Here is a 17,251-nt window from a genome sequence, read left to right as displayed (position 1 = left end):
CCTTGGCTCGATCGGTCCTGGATCGGGTGGAGCGCTCGGACTTTCGGCCTGGGGTAGTCATCGGTGCGTACTCCTCTGCACGGTCTCGATGGCCCGGCGCTGCCGCCGAGGGCCACGCCATGCACCTGCCCTGCGGGCGGCGGGCCATTCGGGTCCGAGGTTCTTCGCGACGGTGGGTTGTGGCCGAGGCTAGGAACAACCATGCGCGGGATCCGGGAATGTCACCCGGATGCGCCGATCCGGCGTGTCCGAACGACACGACGATGCGGTGCGGGGCGGGGTGGCGCGGAGCGACCGGATGCGCCGAAGACGCAGTCGCCGCAGATGCCGCCCCCGGGGATCCGGTAGTACAGGCAACAGGTCGTGCGGCGGAAGGTGCCGACCGTGCCGCGCGGGCCGGTCCCGCGCAGCCGACCGGTCGCGAGCAGGCCGTCGGCGAACGCCTCTGCGGACGCCGCGAGTTCCGGCCGGGCGGCGACGTGTGCGGACAGCACCCGGGTCGCGCCGACCAGGGCCGACGCGGCGTTGCCCCACAGCAGCCGCTCCGCGACCGGCACCACGGCCCGGGTGGCCGCCGCCAGCGGGACCACGTGCCGGTCCATCACCGCGTCGTGGAGCGCGCCGACCGCCGACGCGTCGTCGGTGAACCGGACCCACCCGGGATCCGGCGCCCACAGTTCGACCGGTCCGCTCGCCGGGAACCGCCACGACGTCGACGCCGGATCCAGCTCCGGCACACCCCGGCCGAGGACGGCCGCGCCCAGCGCCACCGACCACAACCGCGAGGCCACGCCCAGGAACAGGATCGACGCGGCCACCCGGACCTCGTCCGTGCCGAGCTTCGCGCGCACGTCCTCGACCCGGTCCGCCAACGCGTGCGGCGCCTCGCGGTCGTAGAGGTCGGCCAGCGGGCGAAACCCCGTCTCGTCCGGCACCGATCCCGTCCGCACCGCGAAGTAGGGCCCCACCCGCGCGACCCGGTCGAGGACCGCGCGAGCCCCGGTCAGCGGCTGTCGCCCGGACGCCACAACACTCCCCGATCACAGTGGCGGGACCGCGCCGGATTCACACCGGCTTCCTCGTACCGCCGTCGCATCGCGCCTTCCACGATGACACGCGGACCGCGCCCGGTCCACCGTCGACCCGGTCACCGCCGACCTCGACACGTTGAGGCGTGCGAGTGAAGCTCACCGCCGGTCCGCGTGCCGAGGCCCGCCCGGTCGCGCGCGGGGGCTCAGGATCGGAGACCGAGGTCCGGCCGCCGCCCGGATCCCCGCGCTGGAGGTGCTCGTGCCTACCGTGTCCGCGTCGCCGACCAGTCTGCACCGGGCGGCCGCCGTACTCGCCTGCTCCGCCGCCCTGTTCGGCACGACCTGCGCCGCGGCCGGCGCGGTGCAGGGCGATCGGCGGGTCACCACGATCGCCGGCACCGGTGCGCGTGGGTTCTCCGGCGACGGCGGACCCGGCGTCGCCGCCCGGCTCGACGCGCCGGCGGGCCTCGCGTGGGACCCGGCGGGGAACCTGTACATCGCGGACAGCCGCGCGAACCGGGTCCGCAGGCTCGCCCCGGACGGGACCATCACGACCGTCGCGGGCACCGGCTCCGCAGGATTCGGCGGCGACGGCGGCCCGGCCACGGCGGCGCGGCTCTCGGCTCCGCGCGGCCTGGCGTGCGGCCCGGCGGGCGAGCTCTACATCGCGGACCGCGAGAACGACCGGGTCCGCAAGGTCGACGCGGCCGGGCTGATCACGACCGTGGCGGGCACCGGGATCGGCGGGTTCTCCGGCGACGGCGGGCCCGCGGGCGCCGCGCGGTTCAGCGATCCCGACGGCCTCGCGCTCGGTCCGGGCGGCGAGTTGTACATCGCGGACCGGGCCAACGACCGGGTTCGGAGGGTGGATGCCGGTGGCGTCGTCGAGACGGTGGCCGGCAACGGGTCCGGCCTGGGGACCCCGGTGCGCGACGGCGGACCGGCGGTGGCGACCGCGCTGTACGAACCCGTCGGCATCGCCGTCGACGCGGCGGGCAACCTGCTGATCGCCGATCGCGGCCACCACCGTGTGCGCGTGGTGGACCCGGCCGGGACGATCTCCACCTTCGCCGGCGCCGACGTGCCCCCGATCGGCCCGCCGCCCGCATCCGGCGACGGCGGTCTCGCGACGTCGGCCGTGCTGCGGTCCCCGCAATCGCTCGCGATCGGTCCGGACGACGCGGTCTACATCGGTGACGGGCGCGCGGGCCGGATCCGCCGGGTCGCCCCGACCGGACTGATCGACACGATCACCGGCGGTGGCCACGATCGCACCGGCAAGGGCGTCCCCGCCGCGACCGCGGCACTCGTCGGGTCGGAGGGCCTGGCGGTCCGTTCCGACGGCTCGCTCGCGTACGCGGACGGCCCGACCCGTCGGGTCAGGCTGATCGCACGGCCCGCGTCGGCTCGGCCACCCGCCCCGCGCGCCCTCGCCGACGCGGCCGACACGCTCGCCGGAGAATCCGTCGACGTCCCGATCCTCACGGGCGACATGGGCGACGGACTGGCCCTGCTGTCGCACACCAACCCCGAGCACGGCCTGGTGCTGCGGCCGGACGATGGGCCCGGTGCGGACCCGGTCCTGCGCTACACCCCGGGTCCGGGCTTCACCGGCAGCGACGTCTTCCGCTACACGATCACCGATCGACTGGGTCGACAGGCCACCGCGACGGTGCGCGTCGAGGTGGCGCCGGCCGGGGCCGGCCACGCGAGCGCGCCGGGGTCCGGCCGGATCGGCGCCTACCGGGGAGTCGACGCGCTCCACCCGCCGAGGCCCGCGACCGCGCCGAACGTCGGTTCGAACACGCGCCCGCGCCCCGCCGACTCCACGCTCGCCGCCACCGGCACCGACGGGTGGCTGCTGCTCCTGGCCTACCTGGGCGCGGCGTTGCTCGGCGCGGGTGTCCTCGCGCTCGTCGCGTACCGCAGGCCCGCGCGTCGCGGGATCGGCCGACGGGCCGCGCGGGGTCACGCCTTCCGGGTGTCCCGGCCCATCAGGTAGAGCCCGTACAGCAGTTCCGCGATGCCCACGACCAGCAGCACGACCCCGATCTTCCCGAGTGAGACCACCGGCGTGTCCACACCGTCCGCGAACAGCTTCAGGAGCCCGCCCACCACCACACTCACGAGACCGGTCGCCATCGAACTGCGGGCCTTCGTCACGATCTTCTCCTTGATTCCGGTGCCACCCGGGCCAGGTCCGGCTCTGCCTGTGGATTCCGGACGCGAGCCTAGGTTCGCGATCGCCTCCGGCGCGCCCTTCCGCGGGACGAAGGCGCCTACACACCTCGGCCTACGCGGGTCCACCGATCGGTGGACAAGGGACCGGGGGTCTACCCCCACCCCAAGACGCCGGTTGGTCCCATGGGACCGGCTCCCGCGCGCTCCTAGCGTTGAACCCGGCACCGCGAGCGGGGTAGCGGTCGGGATCGGGCGGAAGGCACGAGCGTGGACGGGCGGACGACGCGGGACCGGCACGGACGGCGGGACGAGGGCAGCGGCGGCATCCGGGACATCGGAAGCGTCGGGAGCGGGGGACAGGCGGTCCGGCTCGACGCGGTGCGCAAGGTCTACGGCAAGGGCTCGGCCGCGGTCGCCGCCCTCGACGGCGTCTCGATCGCGTTCGGGCACGGCTCGTTCACCGCCGTGATGGGGCCGTCCGGCTCCGGCAAGAGCACGTTCCTGCACTGCGCGGCCGGCCTCGACCGGCCGACGTCGGGCTCGGTCACGGTGGCCGGGCAGGATCTCGCCGAGCTGAGCGAGAACGCGCTGACCAAGCTGCGCCGCGAGCGGATCGGCTTCGTCTTCCAGGCGTTCAACCTGCTGCCCACACTCACGGTCCGGCAGAACATCACGCTGCCGCTGCGGTTCGCGGGCAAGCGCGCCGACCGCCTCCGGATCGCCGAGGTCATCGCGCGCGTCGGCCTCACCGAGCGGGCCGGACATCGCCCGCACCAGCTCTCCGGTGGCCAGCAGCAGCGCGTCGCGATCGCCCGCGCCCTCGCGATCCGCCCCGCCGTCCTGTTCGCGGACGAGCCCACCGGCGCGCTCGACACCCGGACCGCGGCCGACGTCCTGGGCCTGCTGCGGGAATCCGTGACCGCGGACGGCCAGACCATCGTCATGGTCACGCACGACCCGGTCGCCGCGTCCTACGCCGATCGCGTCGTCTTCCTCGCCGACGGCCGGATCGCCGGCGAACTGATGGCGCCGACCGTCGACGCGATCGCGGAACGGATGACCCACCTGGGCGCGTTCGACGACGCCCCGCGGCGCGGCCTCGGCGGGTCCGCGTCGACCGGCGGGGTCCGCTGATGTGGGGCCTCGCGCTGCGCACACTGCGCTTTCGGACCGGCAGCTTCGTCGCGACGTTCGTCGCGCTGTTCTTCGGCGCCACCGTCGTGATGGCGTGCGGCGGCCTCCTGGAGACCGGCGTGCGCAACAACGCGCCGCCGCAACGTCTGGCCCAGGCCTCGCTGTTGGTCACCGGTGACCGCACGTTCGCCGGGCCGAAGGAGGACTCCGGCGAGGAGGAGCGCGACTACGTGCTCGCCGAGCGCGTCCCGCTGGACGCGGGGCTCGTGGAACGCGTGCGCGGGCTCGACGGCGTCCGGACGGTGGTCGGCGAACGGACCTTCGAGACCGCGCTGCTCGGCCCCGGCGGCAACCGCGAGGCCCAGGGCCACGCGTGGGATTCCGCGGCGCTCACGCCGTACGCGCTCGCGTCCGGCGCCGCGCCGACGAGCCCCGACGAGGTCGTCCTCGACACCGGCCTGGCGCGCCGCGCGGGCGTGGCCGTCGGCGACCGGGTCGAGATCGCCGCGCACGGCGGCACCCGCACCTACCGGGTCGCGGGCGTCGCCCGGGCGACGCGCACCGTCCCGCAGCCCACGATGTTCTTCGCCGCGGCCGAGGCCGACCGGCTCTCCGCGCCCGCCGGCACGATCGCCGACATCGCGATCGTGGCCGCCCCCGGCACCGACCTCGGCGCACTGCGCGAGCGGGTGTCCGGCGCCCTGTCCGACCACCGGGTCAAGGTCCTGGCCGGGGACGACCGCGGCGCGGTCGAGCACCCCGAGATCCTGGAGAACAAGTCGGATCTGATCGCGCTGTCGGCGGTCTTCGGCGGCATGGCGGTCTTTGTCGCGGTGTTCGTGGTGGCCGGCACGATCGGGCTGTCCGTTCAGCAGCGGCACCGCGAGTTCGCGCTCATGCGGGCGATCGGCGGCACGCCGCGCCAACTGCGCCGGATGCTGCTCGGCGAGACGCTGATGGTGACCGTGCTCGCGGCGGGCCTCGCGTGGTTCACCGGCCCGATGGCCGGCCGCGTGCTCTTCGATCGGCTCGTCGACTCGGGCATGGTCGCGGAGACCGTCGAGTTCACCCAGGGCTGGATCCCGGCCGTGGCCGCCGGCGGTGCGCTGCTGCTGACCGCGATGGTCGGCGGATTCGTCGGCGCGCGGCGCGCGGTGACCGCCAAGCCGACCGAGGCGCTCGCCGAATCGGCCCTTCAGCAGCACTGGTTCGGCTGGTTCCGGCTCGTGGTCGCCGTGCTCGCACTGGGCGGCGCCACGGCCCTGGGCCTGGTCACCGTGCTGGTCCTGGAGGGCCCGGTCGCCGCGAGCACCGCGGGCCCGGGGGTGATCTGCGCCGCGATCGGGCTGGCGCTGCTGGCCCCCGGCCTGACCAAGCTGCTCACCCGGGTGCTGGCCCGGCCGCTCGGCGCGCTCACCGGGGAGCCCGGTCGGATCGCGATGACCGGCTCGCGGGTCACCGCGGTACGGATGGCCGCCGTCGTGACGCCGATCATGCTCGCGGTCGCGATCAGCACCGGCGAGCTGTACCTGCAGACCACAACGACCGCGCAGGCCGAGCGGGTCTACACCGAAAGCCTGCGCGCCGACGCGGTGTTGACCGCCGCCGGCGGCGGCCTCGACCCGGCGCTGCTCGCCGAGGTGCGCCGGATCCCCGGGGTCGCGGGGGCGAGCGCGTACACCACCAGCGCCGGCTTCATCGAGGAGCCGCGGACCGAGCCGGACCGGGACAACGGCCTTCCGCTCCAGGGTATGGACGCCGATTCGGGCGTGCGGACCAGCGCCGTCACGGTCACCTCCGGATCGCTGGCCGACCTCCGCGGCAACACCGTCGCGATGCCCCGGGGCCTGGCCCGCTCGGTGCACCGCGGGATCGGCGACACGATCCGGCTGCGGCTCGGCGACGGCACGGCCGCGGACCTACGCGTGGTCGCGCTCTTCAAGGCCCGCCCCGGCTACGACTCGCTGCTGCTGCCGGTGTCCCTGCTCGCCCCGCACACCACGAACGGGCTGCCCGCGCAGATCCTGGTGAGCGCGGCCGAGGGCACCGGCCCCGACCGGCTGGTCGCGTCGCTCGGCGCGTGGGCCGGGTCGCACCCGGGCATCCGGGCGGCGTCCCGCGATGCGCTCCTGGAGGCGCACGCCGAGGAGTCCAAGACGCAGGCGTGGGTCAACTACCTGATCGTCGGCATGCTGGCCCTGTACACCGCGCTGTCCGTGGTCAACTCGTTGATCCTGGCCACCCACAACCGCCGCCGCGAGTTCGCGCTGCAACGTCTCAACGGCGCGACGCGGGCCCAGATCATGCACATGTCGGCGGTCGAGGCCGCGCTCACCACGCTCATCGGCGTCATCCTGGGCACCGCGGCCGCGGCCGCCGCGACGATCCCCTTCAGCCTGTCCGCAACCGACTCGTGGCTGCCGACCGGCCCGATCGGCATCTACGCGGGCGTGGTCGGCATCACCGCGACCCTCACCTTCGCCGCCACCCTGATCCCGACCTGGAACGCCCTCCGCACCAACCCGATCACCGCGGCGGCGAGCTGACCTCCGACCCCGACACAGGCATCACAACCACGGCCGACCCCGTCCGAGAACCGCCCCCCACGGCCTGACCGAACCGCCCGCCGAGGCCGCCACGCCCCCTCGACCCCGGCCCGGCAAACACCCCCCGAAGCACAGCAAAAGGCCCAGGTCACGAGATATGTGACCTGGGCCTTTGTGGAGCCGCCTAAGGGAGTCGAACCCTCACTACGAGTTCCGTGGGGATTGTGTTATCTGGGGTCGCCTGGTGCTACCCAGTGTCATCTCTGCTGATCAGAACACATGCCAACCCGAAAACCCTGGCGCCTTGTGGCATCCCGTCCAAAGGCGTCCGCGCTCCCCTTGGGCTGCCCTGGGGTCACTCAGCAAGTCATCGATTGTCATGACTCGAGCCATTGCCTGGCTCGTCGCCCGAGGCAACCGCCGGGTCCGTACTGCGGCGTGATCGCCAACAGCGCTTGGCTCCATCACCGCGCAGCAGCCCTTCAGCCTCCGCCGACTGATCAACCTCGGACTCACCCACACCGACGGCACCTAGCACCTCGCCCCCACATAGCGCGAAGGGCCGCCCGGCCTACCGCCGGACAGCCCTCCAACAAGATTTTCAGCTGCCTTCCAGTCGACCGAGTCAAAGTCCGACGCGCCCGAGGTCCTCGTGCCTGGGAGGGATGCGGCCGAACACGTCACCGACAAGCGGGGTGGTCGGCCACGACAAGGGGTTCACTGCCAAGCTGACCCCAGCGGCATTGGCTATCGGCGCCGACATCGACCGGTGAGAGAGGCAGTAAAGGCATGGGTACATGGGGCGTTGGTCCGTTCGAGAACGACTCGGCGGCGGACTTCGTACGAGATCTCGACAACACGCCCGAGGCGGGTCGCCTCGACATGATCAAGCGTGTCTTGAGGGCATCCGCAGAACCGAGCGAAGGTTTCCTGGACCAGGACGAGGCGGTCGTCGCCATCGCCGCCGCCGCCATCATCGCCGCCTACATGCCGGGCGGCGCGCCACTCGATCCGGAATTCGATCCCGGCCCGCTGATCGATGAAGCCGGAGAGTTCGCCGCCGCAGACTTGGCGTCCTTGGCTCTTCACTCACTGGAACGAGTTGTCGCCGGCGACTCGGAGCTGGACGCGCTATGGGCCGAGACCGAGAAGCACGAGGACTGGAGAACATCGATCAAGCTGCTCCGACGCTCGCTGGGGGAGACCCCGGACGTGGCCCGAAACGGCTGATCAGGCGCCATCACGCTCGTCGCGTTCGCCAGGACGGGCGCGGGGCATCGGCGCTCACCGCGCCTAGTCGATCGAAGGGCCGGGCGGACGCCCGTACCGACGGGAGGGATCACGCCTCGGCCACCGCACCGATGCGCCGTCGCCGTTCGAGCGTACGAGTTCAACCGCCGACTTCGTCGTCCTGCGGCCCTCGCACGGCAACTATGACGCGGCGAGCAACCCGCGCCGGATCTTCGTGCTCCCACGCCCGGATCACCGTCCATCCGGCCGCCTCGAGAAGACAGACCGTCTCGGTGTCCCGCAATCGGTTTCCCTCAATTTTTTGCTTCCACCGTTCGGCGTTCTTGGTCGATGGCCGATAGTGCTCCGGACATGCGTGCCAAAAACACCCGTCCATGAAGACCGCGACCTTCGCCCTCGTAAAGACGACATCCGCTCTACGTCGCAAGCCGATCAACGGCGCCGCGTCGACCCGGTACCGAAGACCATGCTTGTGAAGCAAGGAACGCAGGCGCTTCTCCGGCTTTGTGTCCTTGCCGCGGTTGCCACGCATCGAGTCACGAACCGCCATCGATGAGGCTTTCGAGCCCTCGGGCAAGGGCTCCTCCGACAAAAGACCTTTGGCCGCAGCGCGATGCCAACCTTCGGCGAGGTTGGCGGCCCGAGTGCCGTGGTCGACTTCGCCCAAGTAGCGCTCGGGAGACCTTCTGCCGTCCCCCCATCGCAGATACGCCCGCACCCGACGTGTATTGGGCAGCAACCGCAGCACGACCGAGGCGCACGCGAAACGGCCGTCCCCAAGATCGACCGACCTGCGATAGCGACCTCCGGCGGCACGGTCCTGCTCGGACGTCACGGCGGCGCGGCTTCTACCTTGGCGCCCCTTCCACGCCCGGTCAGCGGGAACCTTGTCATTCCAGCGATTCTGGACCGGGTTTCCCGCCACACTCACGACCGCCCCTCTGCCTCGTCCAGAGCCTTGGCCACCGCACGAGCGAACACCGCGCCGAGCGCAACCGGCACCGCGTTGCCCAGTTGACGCATCTGTTCGCCTCGGGGGCCTTCGAGTCGCTGCTCGTCCGGAAAGGTCATCACACGGGCTGTCTCACGCACAGTCATATATCGGTGTCGGTACCTGTAGCCCGTCGGCGACGCGGGATCCTCCTCCCGGTCGTCCGTGAGCATGACGGACTCGCCACCCGGAACACCGTGGACACCGGCCTTGACCGTTTTCGCCGGCCGGTCCAGTTCATTGGGCGTATGCCCCTTGTAGATTCGGGCATCGGGCCAGCCGACGTGATGAGTGAAACCCTTCCGACGGCGATCCACTCGGTCCAGCTCGTCCCATGGAACCTCCGGCAACGACGGCGCGCCATCGATCCCGGCCAGCGCGTCACGGAAGGTCCGCCAGGGCCGCAGTTGATCCTCCTCCAGCTGAGCTTCCACGGGAATTCTGGCCATGACCAGATCTCGTACGTGCCCAGGCACGCCGGGATGCCTCTTCCAGTACGAGTTGTCCCACATGGATCGGAACAGAGAATGTTCCGAGTGTGTCCGCGCCGTGTCCAGCTTGAACTGGTCCACATCAACGCCCAGGTCGGCCCGAAACGCAACAATGATGATGCGATTTCGAATCTGCGGCACACCGTAGTCCGCAGCGTTGACCACAGTCGGCACGACGCGGTAGCGCGTACTCAGATCCGTCCCCGCCGGTTCACCGATCTCCCTGAGCCGCTCGTCATGCCGCTGCCAGGTCGTGGCCGGATCCCGCTCCTCGAAGGGCATCGCCATTTCCCGGAGGATGTAGTCCATGTACGGCTTGAAGGATGACCTGAGCAAGCCCTTCACATTTTCGCAAATGACGACTTTGGGTTGAATCTCCCGCATCGCCCTGAACATTTGCGGAAACATGTTCCGTTTATCCTCATCGCCCTTGGCGATGCCACCGAGACTGAACGGCTGACAAGGAGGGCCACCGGCGAGTACATCGACCTTCCCGTGCAGGTAGCCGAAATCCAGTTCTCGTACGTCGCCTTCGAACAGCGGCGGAGCATCGCCGACTCGCGGGACCGTCGGGGCTCCATCGAAGCGCTTCGCGCCGGCCGCCTCCAGCGTCTGGCAAGCCCTCTTGTTGAATTCGTTGAACAACAAGGGCCGAAAACCGGCTCCGTGGACGGCCGTCGCCAAGCCGCCGGCTCCCGCGAAAAGCTCGACTCCCGTGCGATCTCTCTTCGACACTTCTCGCAGTTCAGACATCATGAAAGCATACCGCGGACTGGACTACCCAAGTGGTCGTCATCGTGACAGGGTACCCAGTCGGACCGACGGCCGAATATGGTTCGAGTCACGACGCGCCGACACTTGGCGTCCGTCGTCCCGTGTTCGTATCTCGGCACCCATCGCGGCGAGACATCCGACGAGGAGCGCACCAGCATGACCGACTCCGGTGATGTCTTCCAACCCTCGTACTTCGATCCGCTCTCCACGGCTCGACTCACCCGGATCATCTGCGAGATGTTCGAACGGCAGCCGCTCACCTCGATGGCGGTCGAGGTCCCGAAGTTCGACGGCTCCGGTCTCTACGCCATCTACTACCGGGGCTCGTCGGTCGCCACGTACACGCGGCTCGTCGACACCGAGATTCCGGTGTACGCCGGTCAGGGCGCTTCCCACAACAGCGCCACAGGGAAGAACGCGGAGTCGCCGAGGCCGGTCTACCTGCGCTTGAAGGCCCATCGCAAGTCGATCGAAGGCGGGGGGCTGCCTACCGCCGACTTCGCGTTTCGCGTGCTCCTGATGCCCCACGTGCACGCCAACCTGGGCGAGGACGGTCTGCGACGGCTGTATCAGCCGGTCTGGAACGCCATCCTGACCGGCTTCGGCAGCCATGAACAGGGGGCCACGACTCGTCAAAGCAAACGGAGCAAATGGGACACGTTTCATCAGGGAAGGGAGCGCACCGACGGTGGCGTGGCCCACGATCCCAGGGATCTCGCCACCATGGTCGAGGAGCACATCGACAAACAGCTGACACGCTACCCGGACGTTCCGTGGCGACACCCTGACACCAGCGACTGATCACCACGCGGCGAAGTCGGTCGGCCTCAAGACGAAGTGCTGCACGACCCCGGCCGGCAAACGTGCAGAAGCGACGCGTGTCCGGTGTCGGAACGCAGCAGCAACACCAACTCGCACCCCTCCGACATGCCCAGCCGCCGTGCGTGCCTTCTGAGGCTCGAGATCTGGGCTCCGCCGGTACCTCGACGAATCGTCACGTCTCCGCCTCCGTCGTCCATCGAGAACGTTCGGGACATGGGCGCCAACCGCAATCCCAGGTGCCAAGTAAGCCAGTTGTGGACGACGATCCCACTCCCGCGGAGCAAGTCCTTGTCCACCGGCAACCGGATGCCGAGCAACGCGCCGCCCTCACCAAGCACTATGTGGGGAGGCCGACGGGGCTCCAGTTCCTCAATGGGGCGCGCACCGTGCTCGACGAGATCGATCAGACCGACGTCGGTGAGCCCGAGACGATCACTGATCAGACACTGCTGCAGTCGTGCGGTGCTCACCGGATACAGCCGAGTGACCTTCGCGAAGAGGTCGTTCTTGCTCAACGGCCCTGACTCGCCGAGTACTTCCAGCATGACGTCCAAGGTGTTGGTGTGGACACCGATGCCCGGCATGGTCCACTCGGCAAGCGCCCAGGTCCCTTCGGGCCGGATCAGTCGAAACCGTTCGTCCCGACGAAGCGCTTCGTTGGTCGCTTTGACGCCGCTACCTCGCGTGGCCCGATCGATGGCGTCTGCCCGCCGCGGTCGACCCTCGGCGGACAGCCACAGGTAGGCCGCATCCCGGCCGCGCGCTCTACGTCGCAGCCAGGAGCCGTCATGCCCACGCGTGAGAGGGCTCCTGTGGTCTGCGGCGATCTCTTCTATGGGCACAATCTCGGAGATGCCAAGCGCTGAAGCCTTCTCCCGCAGTTCGAGCGGGCGGTAGGGCGCCGACTCCACGAGTTCCTTCATCGGGCCCTGAAGCGCTCGGGGGTCGTTGGCCCAGAGTCTCTTGATATCCCCTGCCCACGTGCGTGGGTGACGAAGGCCGATCGCACGAAGCAATGCGTATCGGATGACTCCTTTCTGATCGATCAAAACGACGGAAAGTTCCTCATCCGAGGCAACCCCGGTCTCGGAGACTCGACTCCGCACCGAGTCACGCCATGTCGGCACCATGAGGTCGGCTGCTTCCAGGAGTCGCTTCTCCGCTTGGCCCAGTAGCTGGCGAGCCCGTTCGCGGGTGACTCCGTGGGCCGTGCCAACGGCGTCGAAGGTCTGTCCTTCAAACCTTCTCCGCAGCATGTCCTGGGCCCGCGGATCCCAGGTACCGAACCAGATCGCATCGATCCACGACGTCGGAGACGTCTCGGGGGCCGGCTCCGTCATGTCAATCACCTACAACGTGAGCGAGCCTCAGCCCGGCGCATTCGGCGATGCGCACGTGATGATTCCTCTCCTCGTCCGGAGTCGGTTTGACGAAGGAGCCCACCACGCACAACACCCAGGGGATGGCATCCCCGGATGCTTTCGCGTTAAGGGCCGCCCAAACCAGATGCTTCAAATCCCTAGCGGGGCCCCATGTGAATCGAATCTCGTCGTCACCCTTGCGTGCGATCAGACGCATGGGCTTGATCCGAACCGTCTCGAGATCGGGCACCCAATCGGCGTCCAAGGCCTGGATGACCAAGTTGTTGACCGCCTTCGCCGGATTAGGGACGAGGCTCGCATACTTTCCATGACCGTATACAGCGCGAGCACGTTCCTTCATGGGACCGTCCTTCAGCCATACGCGTACCTTTTCCGGTGTCTTGAGAAAAAGCGTCAACCGGCCACCGATTTCTGGATCCGCGACCCATCGATCATATGCCGCCGTACGCTCTCCATCAGGCAAATACGTCCACCCCAAACGCTCCGCTTCGACGTACAAAGACCCTACGATGCTCATTTCGATTTCTGATGAAATAGCCATGGTCAGTAAATACCTCCTTGAGCCGGGAAATGCAGCTTGACTTCATCCGCAGCGGTTTCCAGGCTCGCCGCGTCTTGGATCCAGTGATCCAACAGAGTGCCCACGGTCTCGTCACTGAACATGATCCGAGAGTGCGGCGTCCGAAGACGGAGATGCTCCGGATGCTCGGCTTCGATGGCGCGCCGCAAATCGAGTGTCGCCGCGACCCGTCTGATATCCGTCACAAAATCCAGGACCTTGAGGGCAGTTTTGCCCGGATTCAACCTGAGCCCGCGACCCAATTGCTGCACGAAAATTCGCCGACTGTGCGTTACCCTGAGAAAAGCAATGAGGTTCACATCCGGGACATCGACGCCTTCGTTGAAAACATCAACGCACGTGATGACCGGTACCCGGCCAAGTCTGAACTCGTTGAGTAGTACTTGCCGACGCTGCCGAGACATTCCGCTGTGCATATACGACGCCTTGGACCAGGCCTGATCGGACACCGCCAGGGTGGCTGCCATCCGCTCCGCGTGCTCGATGGTCTGGCAAAAGACAATCGCCCGCGGCTCACGGGTCTCTCGCCATGCCGCGCGGAAACGCTCAATGATCTCCTCGTCGCGCTGAGGCAGAAACAGCGAGCGGTTGAGATCCTTAATAGAGTATCCATGCTCGCTTTCAGCCCTTACCATCTCCCAGTTGATATTATCGACGAAGAGTCGGTAGTCGACGGATGCAAGATAGCCGTCCCGCATACCTTCGGCGATTCCCATCGAAAAACTGACTGGACCAAATCGTGAAGTGATATCGAATTTATCGCCGCGCCACGGTGTCGCCGTCACACCGAGCCGTAGGGCATCTGTACACAGATTCAGCAATTCGGCGAATTGCCCGTCTTCTCCGACGTGATGCGTCTCGTCGATCATCACGAAACCAGGGCGCCATCCGGCGCGAACCGCAGCCAGCACCGACTCGATTGTGCCGACGAGCACTCCCTCATACGAACCAGGCTTCGCGTCACCCGTCAATAGTCGAGTGGTGGTTTCCTTGTCCAAATGCCGCCACAGGGCACGTTCCAGCTGTTCGACGAGAACCTTCATGTGAGCCACCACGAGAACCGGTTTTCCCGGGTTCCGCGCCAGGTAACGTCCGACTACCTCGCCACCCACGACCGTTTTTCCCAGGCCGGTCGCAAGCACCAAAAGCGCGGACTCATCAGAGGTCAGATGTGCCTCCACCGCCTCCACGGCCGCCTTCTGGTACGGCCTGAGAGCGAATGGTCCGGGCACCCTGGACGGCATGTGGTTCCAGATGCCGATAAGCGTCGGACTGTCCCACACGGTGATCTTGATCCCGACATCGGCCAGAGCCTGGCGCCGTTTTTCTGCCGTGCGATTCAACCCGGTGTTCGTGACCAAGACGGCTTTATCGGCTCCATAGCGCGTTCTCGCGCGTTCCAGATCGTCGATGCCTCCTTGATCCACGAGACCTCGACTCGACCACTTGCATTGCAGCACCCATTGCTCACGATCACGCACCGCCAGCAAATCGGCTCCACCGTCGTTCGGCCCGTCGACGACACGTACATCGGAGAAGCCCAGATGCCAGAGTGTTCTCTCGGTGGCGTGCGGCAACCCACGCGGCCCACCTGCGAGCAGTTCGGTGGCCGAGAGAAACCCTCCAGAGCTCACGTAGTCTCCGAAAGTTCCGCAGCGAGCAACCTGACGCTCAGGCGCGTGCGTTGAACCTGCAGTGGACTGCCGTTGCTGTAACTCACGAGGACCGCGATGTCGTTGACGTACCCGACGGTTCGCGCCAGTCCGAGGCGTCGGGCGGACAGCGAAGAAGTCCTCGCATACTGACCCTTGAACACCGCTCCGTCCATGAAGGGCTCCGGCCAGCTCTCCAACAACCGCGCGAGATAGAAGGGTGGTGCATACTGAAGAAAGTCGACGTTCTCGCCAAGTCTGTCCGTGCGCGCCAGCGAACTCTCCGCGATCATGGCGTTCTCAATCACCGTCAGTTCGTCCGTCGACAGGAGCTCAAAGGCTCTCGCCGGACTCTGCGCAATGCTGGCGGCCATCCGGCTTCGAATCTCCGCCATGAGTTCATTGGCTTCACCGATGACCGTGTCCGCACGCTGTGCGGTATGTCGAAGGCATTCGGTGCGGAGCAACGACACGAGCTGGGCATGATTGAGGTCGCTGTCCGCGCGCACCTTGAGGACGGCCGCGATCTCGGCCAGCAGGGGTTCGGAGACCTCCACACCGAACGTCGTAAAAATCTCATGCTGGAGGTCGACAAAAGCCGTCGCGGTCGCGCCTTGTTCCATCACCAGGAGCACAGGAGTAAAACGATCTCTATCGTCCTTCAGGCGTGCACTTTCCAATCTCCGAGTTGTCACACTGATAAATCCCAGGCGCGGATCACCGAAATCACGACTCAATTCAGATATTTCCACGGATCCGACCGTATAGCGAGCAATTCGCTCTTGGGTCGTCTCCTCGGCATTCCCGCGCTTCGGCACGCCGGGACCTCTGTGTGAATCGCGCTGGGAAACTGCGCTCGACGACGCCACGCCCAACGCCTCGAGCACGGCATCAACGTCGACGTGTTTTGAAACTCCGTCCTGGGCGTTATCGAGTCGAGCTTGTCTGATCAAATATTCGTGATTCTGAACCGCATCCCACCATTTCTCATCCGTCTCATATCCCGGCGTGCTCGCATGGAACAATTGAGCCCAGCGACGGGTGTCATCATGGATGGGGCCTTTTCCATCCCCAGGAATAAGACAGCGGGAGCCCGCAGCATTTCTCCGATACCCTTTGAAAAGCAACCCCAACGGAGATTCATTCTCTGAGTACCCGGCCGCCTTGGCTTTTTGTGGTTGCAGGGGCCCTTCACCGCGGAGGAATTGGACTGCGCCACGCCAGCTTCTGTCGCTGTACTCGAAAGCGTTTTTCTGGTAAGTCACCGGAACATGGTCCAGGTGAATCTCGCCGATCAACCTACCGCCCTGATTTACCAGATCAACTGGGTATTCGATCTCGATATTCGCCAGTGGATTATTTGGATTCTTCCATTCGAATATCCGCTTGTCCCACTGCAGAATCTTTCGCCCGTTTCGAAGAAAATCGATACCGAATTCCCGTTTGTCCAAATATCTCTGAATGCCGACCCAGCCGTGAATACGTCGCTCGCGCAGCGCGAGCCGGTCGCCTCCGCACTGGCCGCATCGTCCCAGGTCCGGCTCCTGCCAATTCCCACAGTCATGACAGGCTTCCGCGTCCGCGAATTTTTCGTCAATCTCTATGTAGGCCGGAATCTTCTCCGCATTCGTGCCGTTGCCGTGCGTCACGTAGCGCTCCGCACTCCATCGACAGTGCCGGCGAGGAAGCACCTTGATGCCTTGAACCCACAATTGCACTGGGCGGTTGTCCAGGATCCAAGAGTAGGTTCGGCCGAGGATGTTGCGGAGATTTGCGGCGTTCCGGCGAAGCCACTCCGCACGATCGTGGGCGAGGCGGCTGATCTCGATACGAGTCCCGTGATCGGCCGGGTCTCTCTTCGGTTCGGTGATGTCATCGGCCTCGAAATCGTCGCCGATTCGATCCAAGTCGATTTCGACACCGATCCACTCGGGATCGCCGGACCGTGTCGTCAAAACCCTGGTCCGTCGTCCCAGTCGTGCGGTACTCACGTTGAATCCCATGCCGAACAGGCCGAGTTTGTCGAACCTGTCGTTGCTCGACCAACCGGCCCGAACAGCATGTTCCAGCATTTCGTAGGTCATGCCTCGCCCGGTATCCGCGATGATTACCTGAGCCTCGGTCGATTTGACGGATGCACTGGGCAGGGTGATGCTCACCTGGCATATATCGTCCCACGGCACGCCGGTGCGCATGATCTCCGAGAAATCATCGAATGCGTTATCAACCAACTCGGCGATACACTGCCACTCATCGAACTCAATCTCGCCCAGCATCCGCAGGATGCGTGCGGACGGCGTGATCTTCACGTCTTTCCCCTTTCATGCCCAGCTCGGAATCCGCCTACCGGGCCCCTACCCCACACGACGCCAGCTCCACGGGGGAATAAATGGGCATCGCCAAGGAACCGTCGCAC

13 protein-coding genes and 1 riboswitch are annotated in these 17,251 nt (G+C 67.0%); of the genes, 5 read left to right on the top strand and 8 right to left on the bottom strand.

The features are described from left to right. Window positions 1–221 precede the first annotated feature (221 nt). Entirely contained in the window at window positions 222–1,028 is an 807-nt protein-coding gene (locus OG928_RS18825; protein WP_406285171.1) for a (2Fe-2S)-binding protein, read from the bottom strand. Beyond that, a riboswitch (cobalamin riboswitch) is annotated at window positions 1,010–1,079 on the bottom strand. It overlaps the preceding gene by 19 nt. 211 nt (window positions 1,080–1,290) lie before the next feature. Between OG928_RS18825 and OG928_RS18820 the strand changes: the two genes are divergently transcribed. Next, on the top strand, window positions 1,291–3,033 hold the full coding sequence (locus tag OG928_RS18820) for an Ig-like domain-containing protein (RefSeq protein WP_406285169.1): 1,743 nt from the start codon (window positions 1,291–1,293) through the stop codon (window positions 3,031–3,033). Here the strand turns inward: OG928_RS18820 and OG928_RS18815 are convergent. After that, complete coding sequence (locus OG928_RS18815; protein ID WP_406285167.1) at window positions 3,000–3,194, bottom strand: DUF5708 family protein; 195 nt, start codon at window positions 3,192–3,194, stop codon at window positions 3,000–3,002. The genes OG928_RS18820 and OG928_RS18815 overlap by 34 nt on opposite strands. 351 nt (window positions 3,195–3,545) lie before the next feature. Here OG928_RS18815 and OG928_RS18810 point away from each other — a divergent pair, with 351 nt between their 5' ends. The 3 genes from OG928_RS18810 (at window position 3,546) to OG928_RS18800 (ending at window position 8,122) form a co-directional block, all read left to right on the top strand. After that, on the top strand, window positions 3,546–4,346 hold the full coding sequence (locus tag OG928_RS18810; protein ID WP_406291066.1) for an ABC transporter ATP-binding protein: 801 nt from the start codon (window positions 3,546–3,548) through the stop codon (window positions 4,344–4,346). After that, the gene (locus OG928_RS18805; protein ID WP_406285165.1) at window positions 4,346–6,892 is read left to right on the top strand and encodes an FtsX-like permease family protein; all 2,547 of its coding nucleotides are present in this window, start codon (window positions 4,346–4,348) and stop codon (window positions 6,890–6,892) included. Before OG928_RS18810 ends, OG928_RS18805 begins: the two co-directional genes overlap by 1 nt. A 789-nt stretch (window positions 6,893–7,681) precedes the next feature. Next, complete coding sequence (locus OG928_RS18800) at window positions 7,682–8,122, top strand: DUF4259 domain-containing protein (RefSeq protein ID WP_406285163.1); 441 nt, start codon at window positions 7,682–7,684, stop codon at window positions 8,120–8,122. Window positions 8,123–8,282: 160 nt separating this feature from the next. Here OG928_RS18800 and OG928_RS18795 read toward each other — a convergent pair whose 3' ends face one another. Both OG928_RS18795 and OG928_RS18790 read right to left on the bottom strand, forming a co-directional pair. Continuing rightward, window positions 8,283–8,978, bottom strand: a complete 696-nt coding sequence (locus OG928_RS18795) for a very short patch repair endonuclease (RefSeq protein WP_406285160.1) — start codon at window positions 8,976–8,978, stop codon at window positions 8,283–8,285. 92 nt (window positions 8,979–9,070) lie between these two features. Continuing rightward, window positions 9,071–10,378 carry a DNA cytosine methyltransferase gene (locus OG928_RS18790; RefSeq protein ID WP_406285158.1) on the bottom strand — a complete coding sequence of 436 codons (1,308 nt, stop codon included), beginning with the start codon at window positions 10,376–10,378 and terminating at the stop codon, window positions 9,071–9,073. 177 nt (window positions 10,379–10,555) lie between these two features. On the opposite strand from OG928_RS18790, the gene OG928_RS18785 reads away from it, so the two are divergent. Beyond that, window positions 10,556–11,200, top strand: coding sequence for an Eco29kI family restriction endonuclease (locus tag OG928_RS18785; protein ID WP_406285157.1), 645 nt, complete (start codon window positions 10,556–10,558; stop codon window positions 11,198–11,200). 26 nt (window positions 11,201–11,226) lie between these two features. Here the strand turns inward: OG928_RS18785 and OG928_RS18780 are convergent, their stop codons facing one another. Genes OG928_RS18780 through OG928_RS18765 form a run of 4 tightly spaced genes read right to left on the bottom strand, consistent with a single transcriptional unit; the run spans window position 11,227 to window position 17,144 of the window. Beyond that, the gene (locus tag OG928_RS18780; protein ID WP_406285155.1) at window positions 11,227–12,561 is read right to left on the bottom strand and encodes an RNA polymerase subunit sigma-70; all 1,335 of its coding nucleotides are present in this window, start codon (window positions 12,559–12,561) and stop codon (window positions 11,227–11,229) included. Between the two features lies 1 nt (window position 12,562). After that, window positions 12,563–13,144 carry a hypothetical protein gene (locus tag OG928_RS18775; RefSeq protein ID WP_406285153.1) on the bottom strand — a complete coding sequence of 194 codons (582 nt, stop codon included), beginning with the start codon at window positions 13,142–13,144 and terminating at the stop codon, window positions 12,563–12,565. 2 nt (window positions 13,145–13,146) lie between these two features. Beyond that, entirely contained in the window at window positions 13,147–14,817 is a 1,671-nt protein-coding gene (locus OG928_RS18770; RefSeq protein ID WP_406285150.1) for a DEAD/DEAH box helicase, read from the bottom strand. Beyond that, window positions 14,814–17,144, bottom strand: a complete 2,331-nt coding sequence (locus tag OG928_RS18765; RefSeq protein WP_406285148.1) for an ATP-binding protein — start codon at window positions 17,142–17,144, stop codon at window positions 14,814–14,816. The genes OG928_RS18770 and OG928_RS18765 overlap by 4 nt, the downstream gene beginning before the upstream one ends. Window positions 17,145–17,251 lie beyond the last annotated feature (107 nt).

This window comes from Embleya sp. NBC_00896 (genome assembly GCF_045207785.1).
In the GTDB taxonomy this organism is placed as follows: Bacteria; Actinomycetota; Actinomycetes; order Streptomycetales; family Streptomycetaceae; genus Embleya.
Note: the sequence above shows the minus strand (reverse complement) of the source record. Positions and strands in the feature narration are given on the sequence as shown.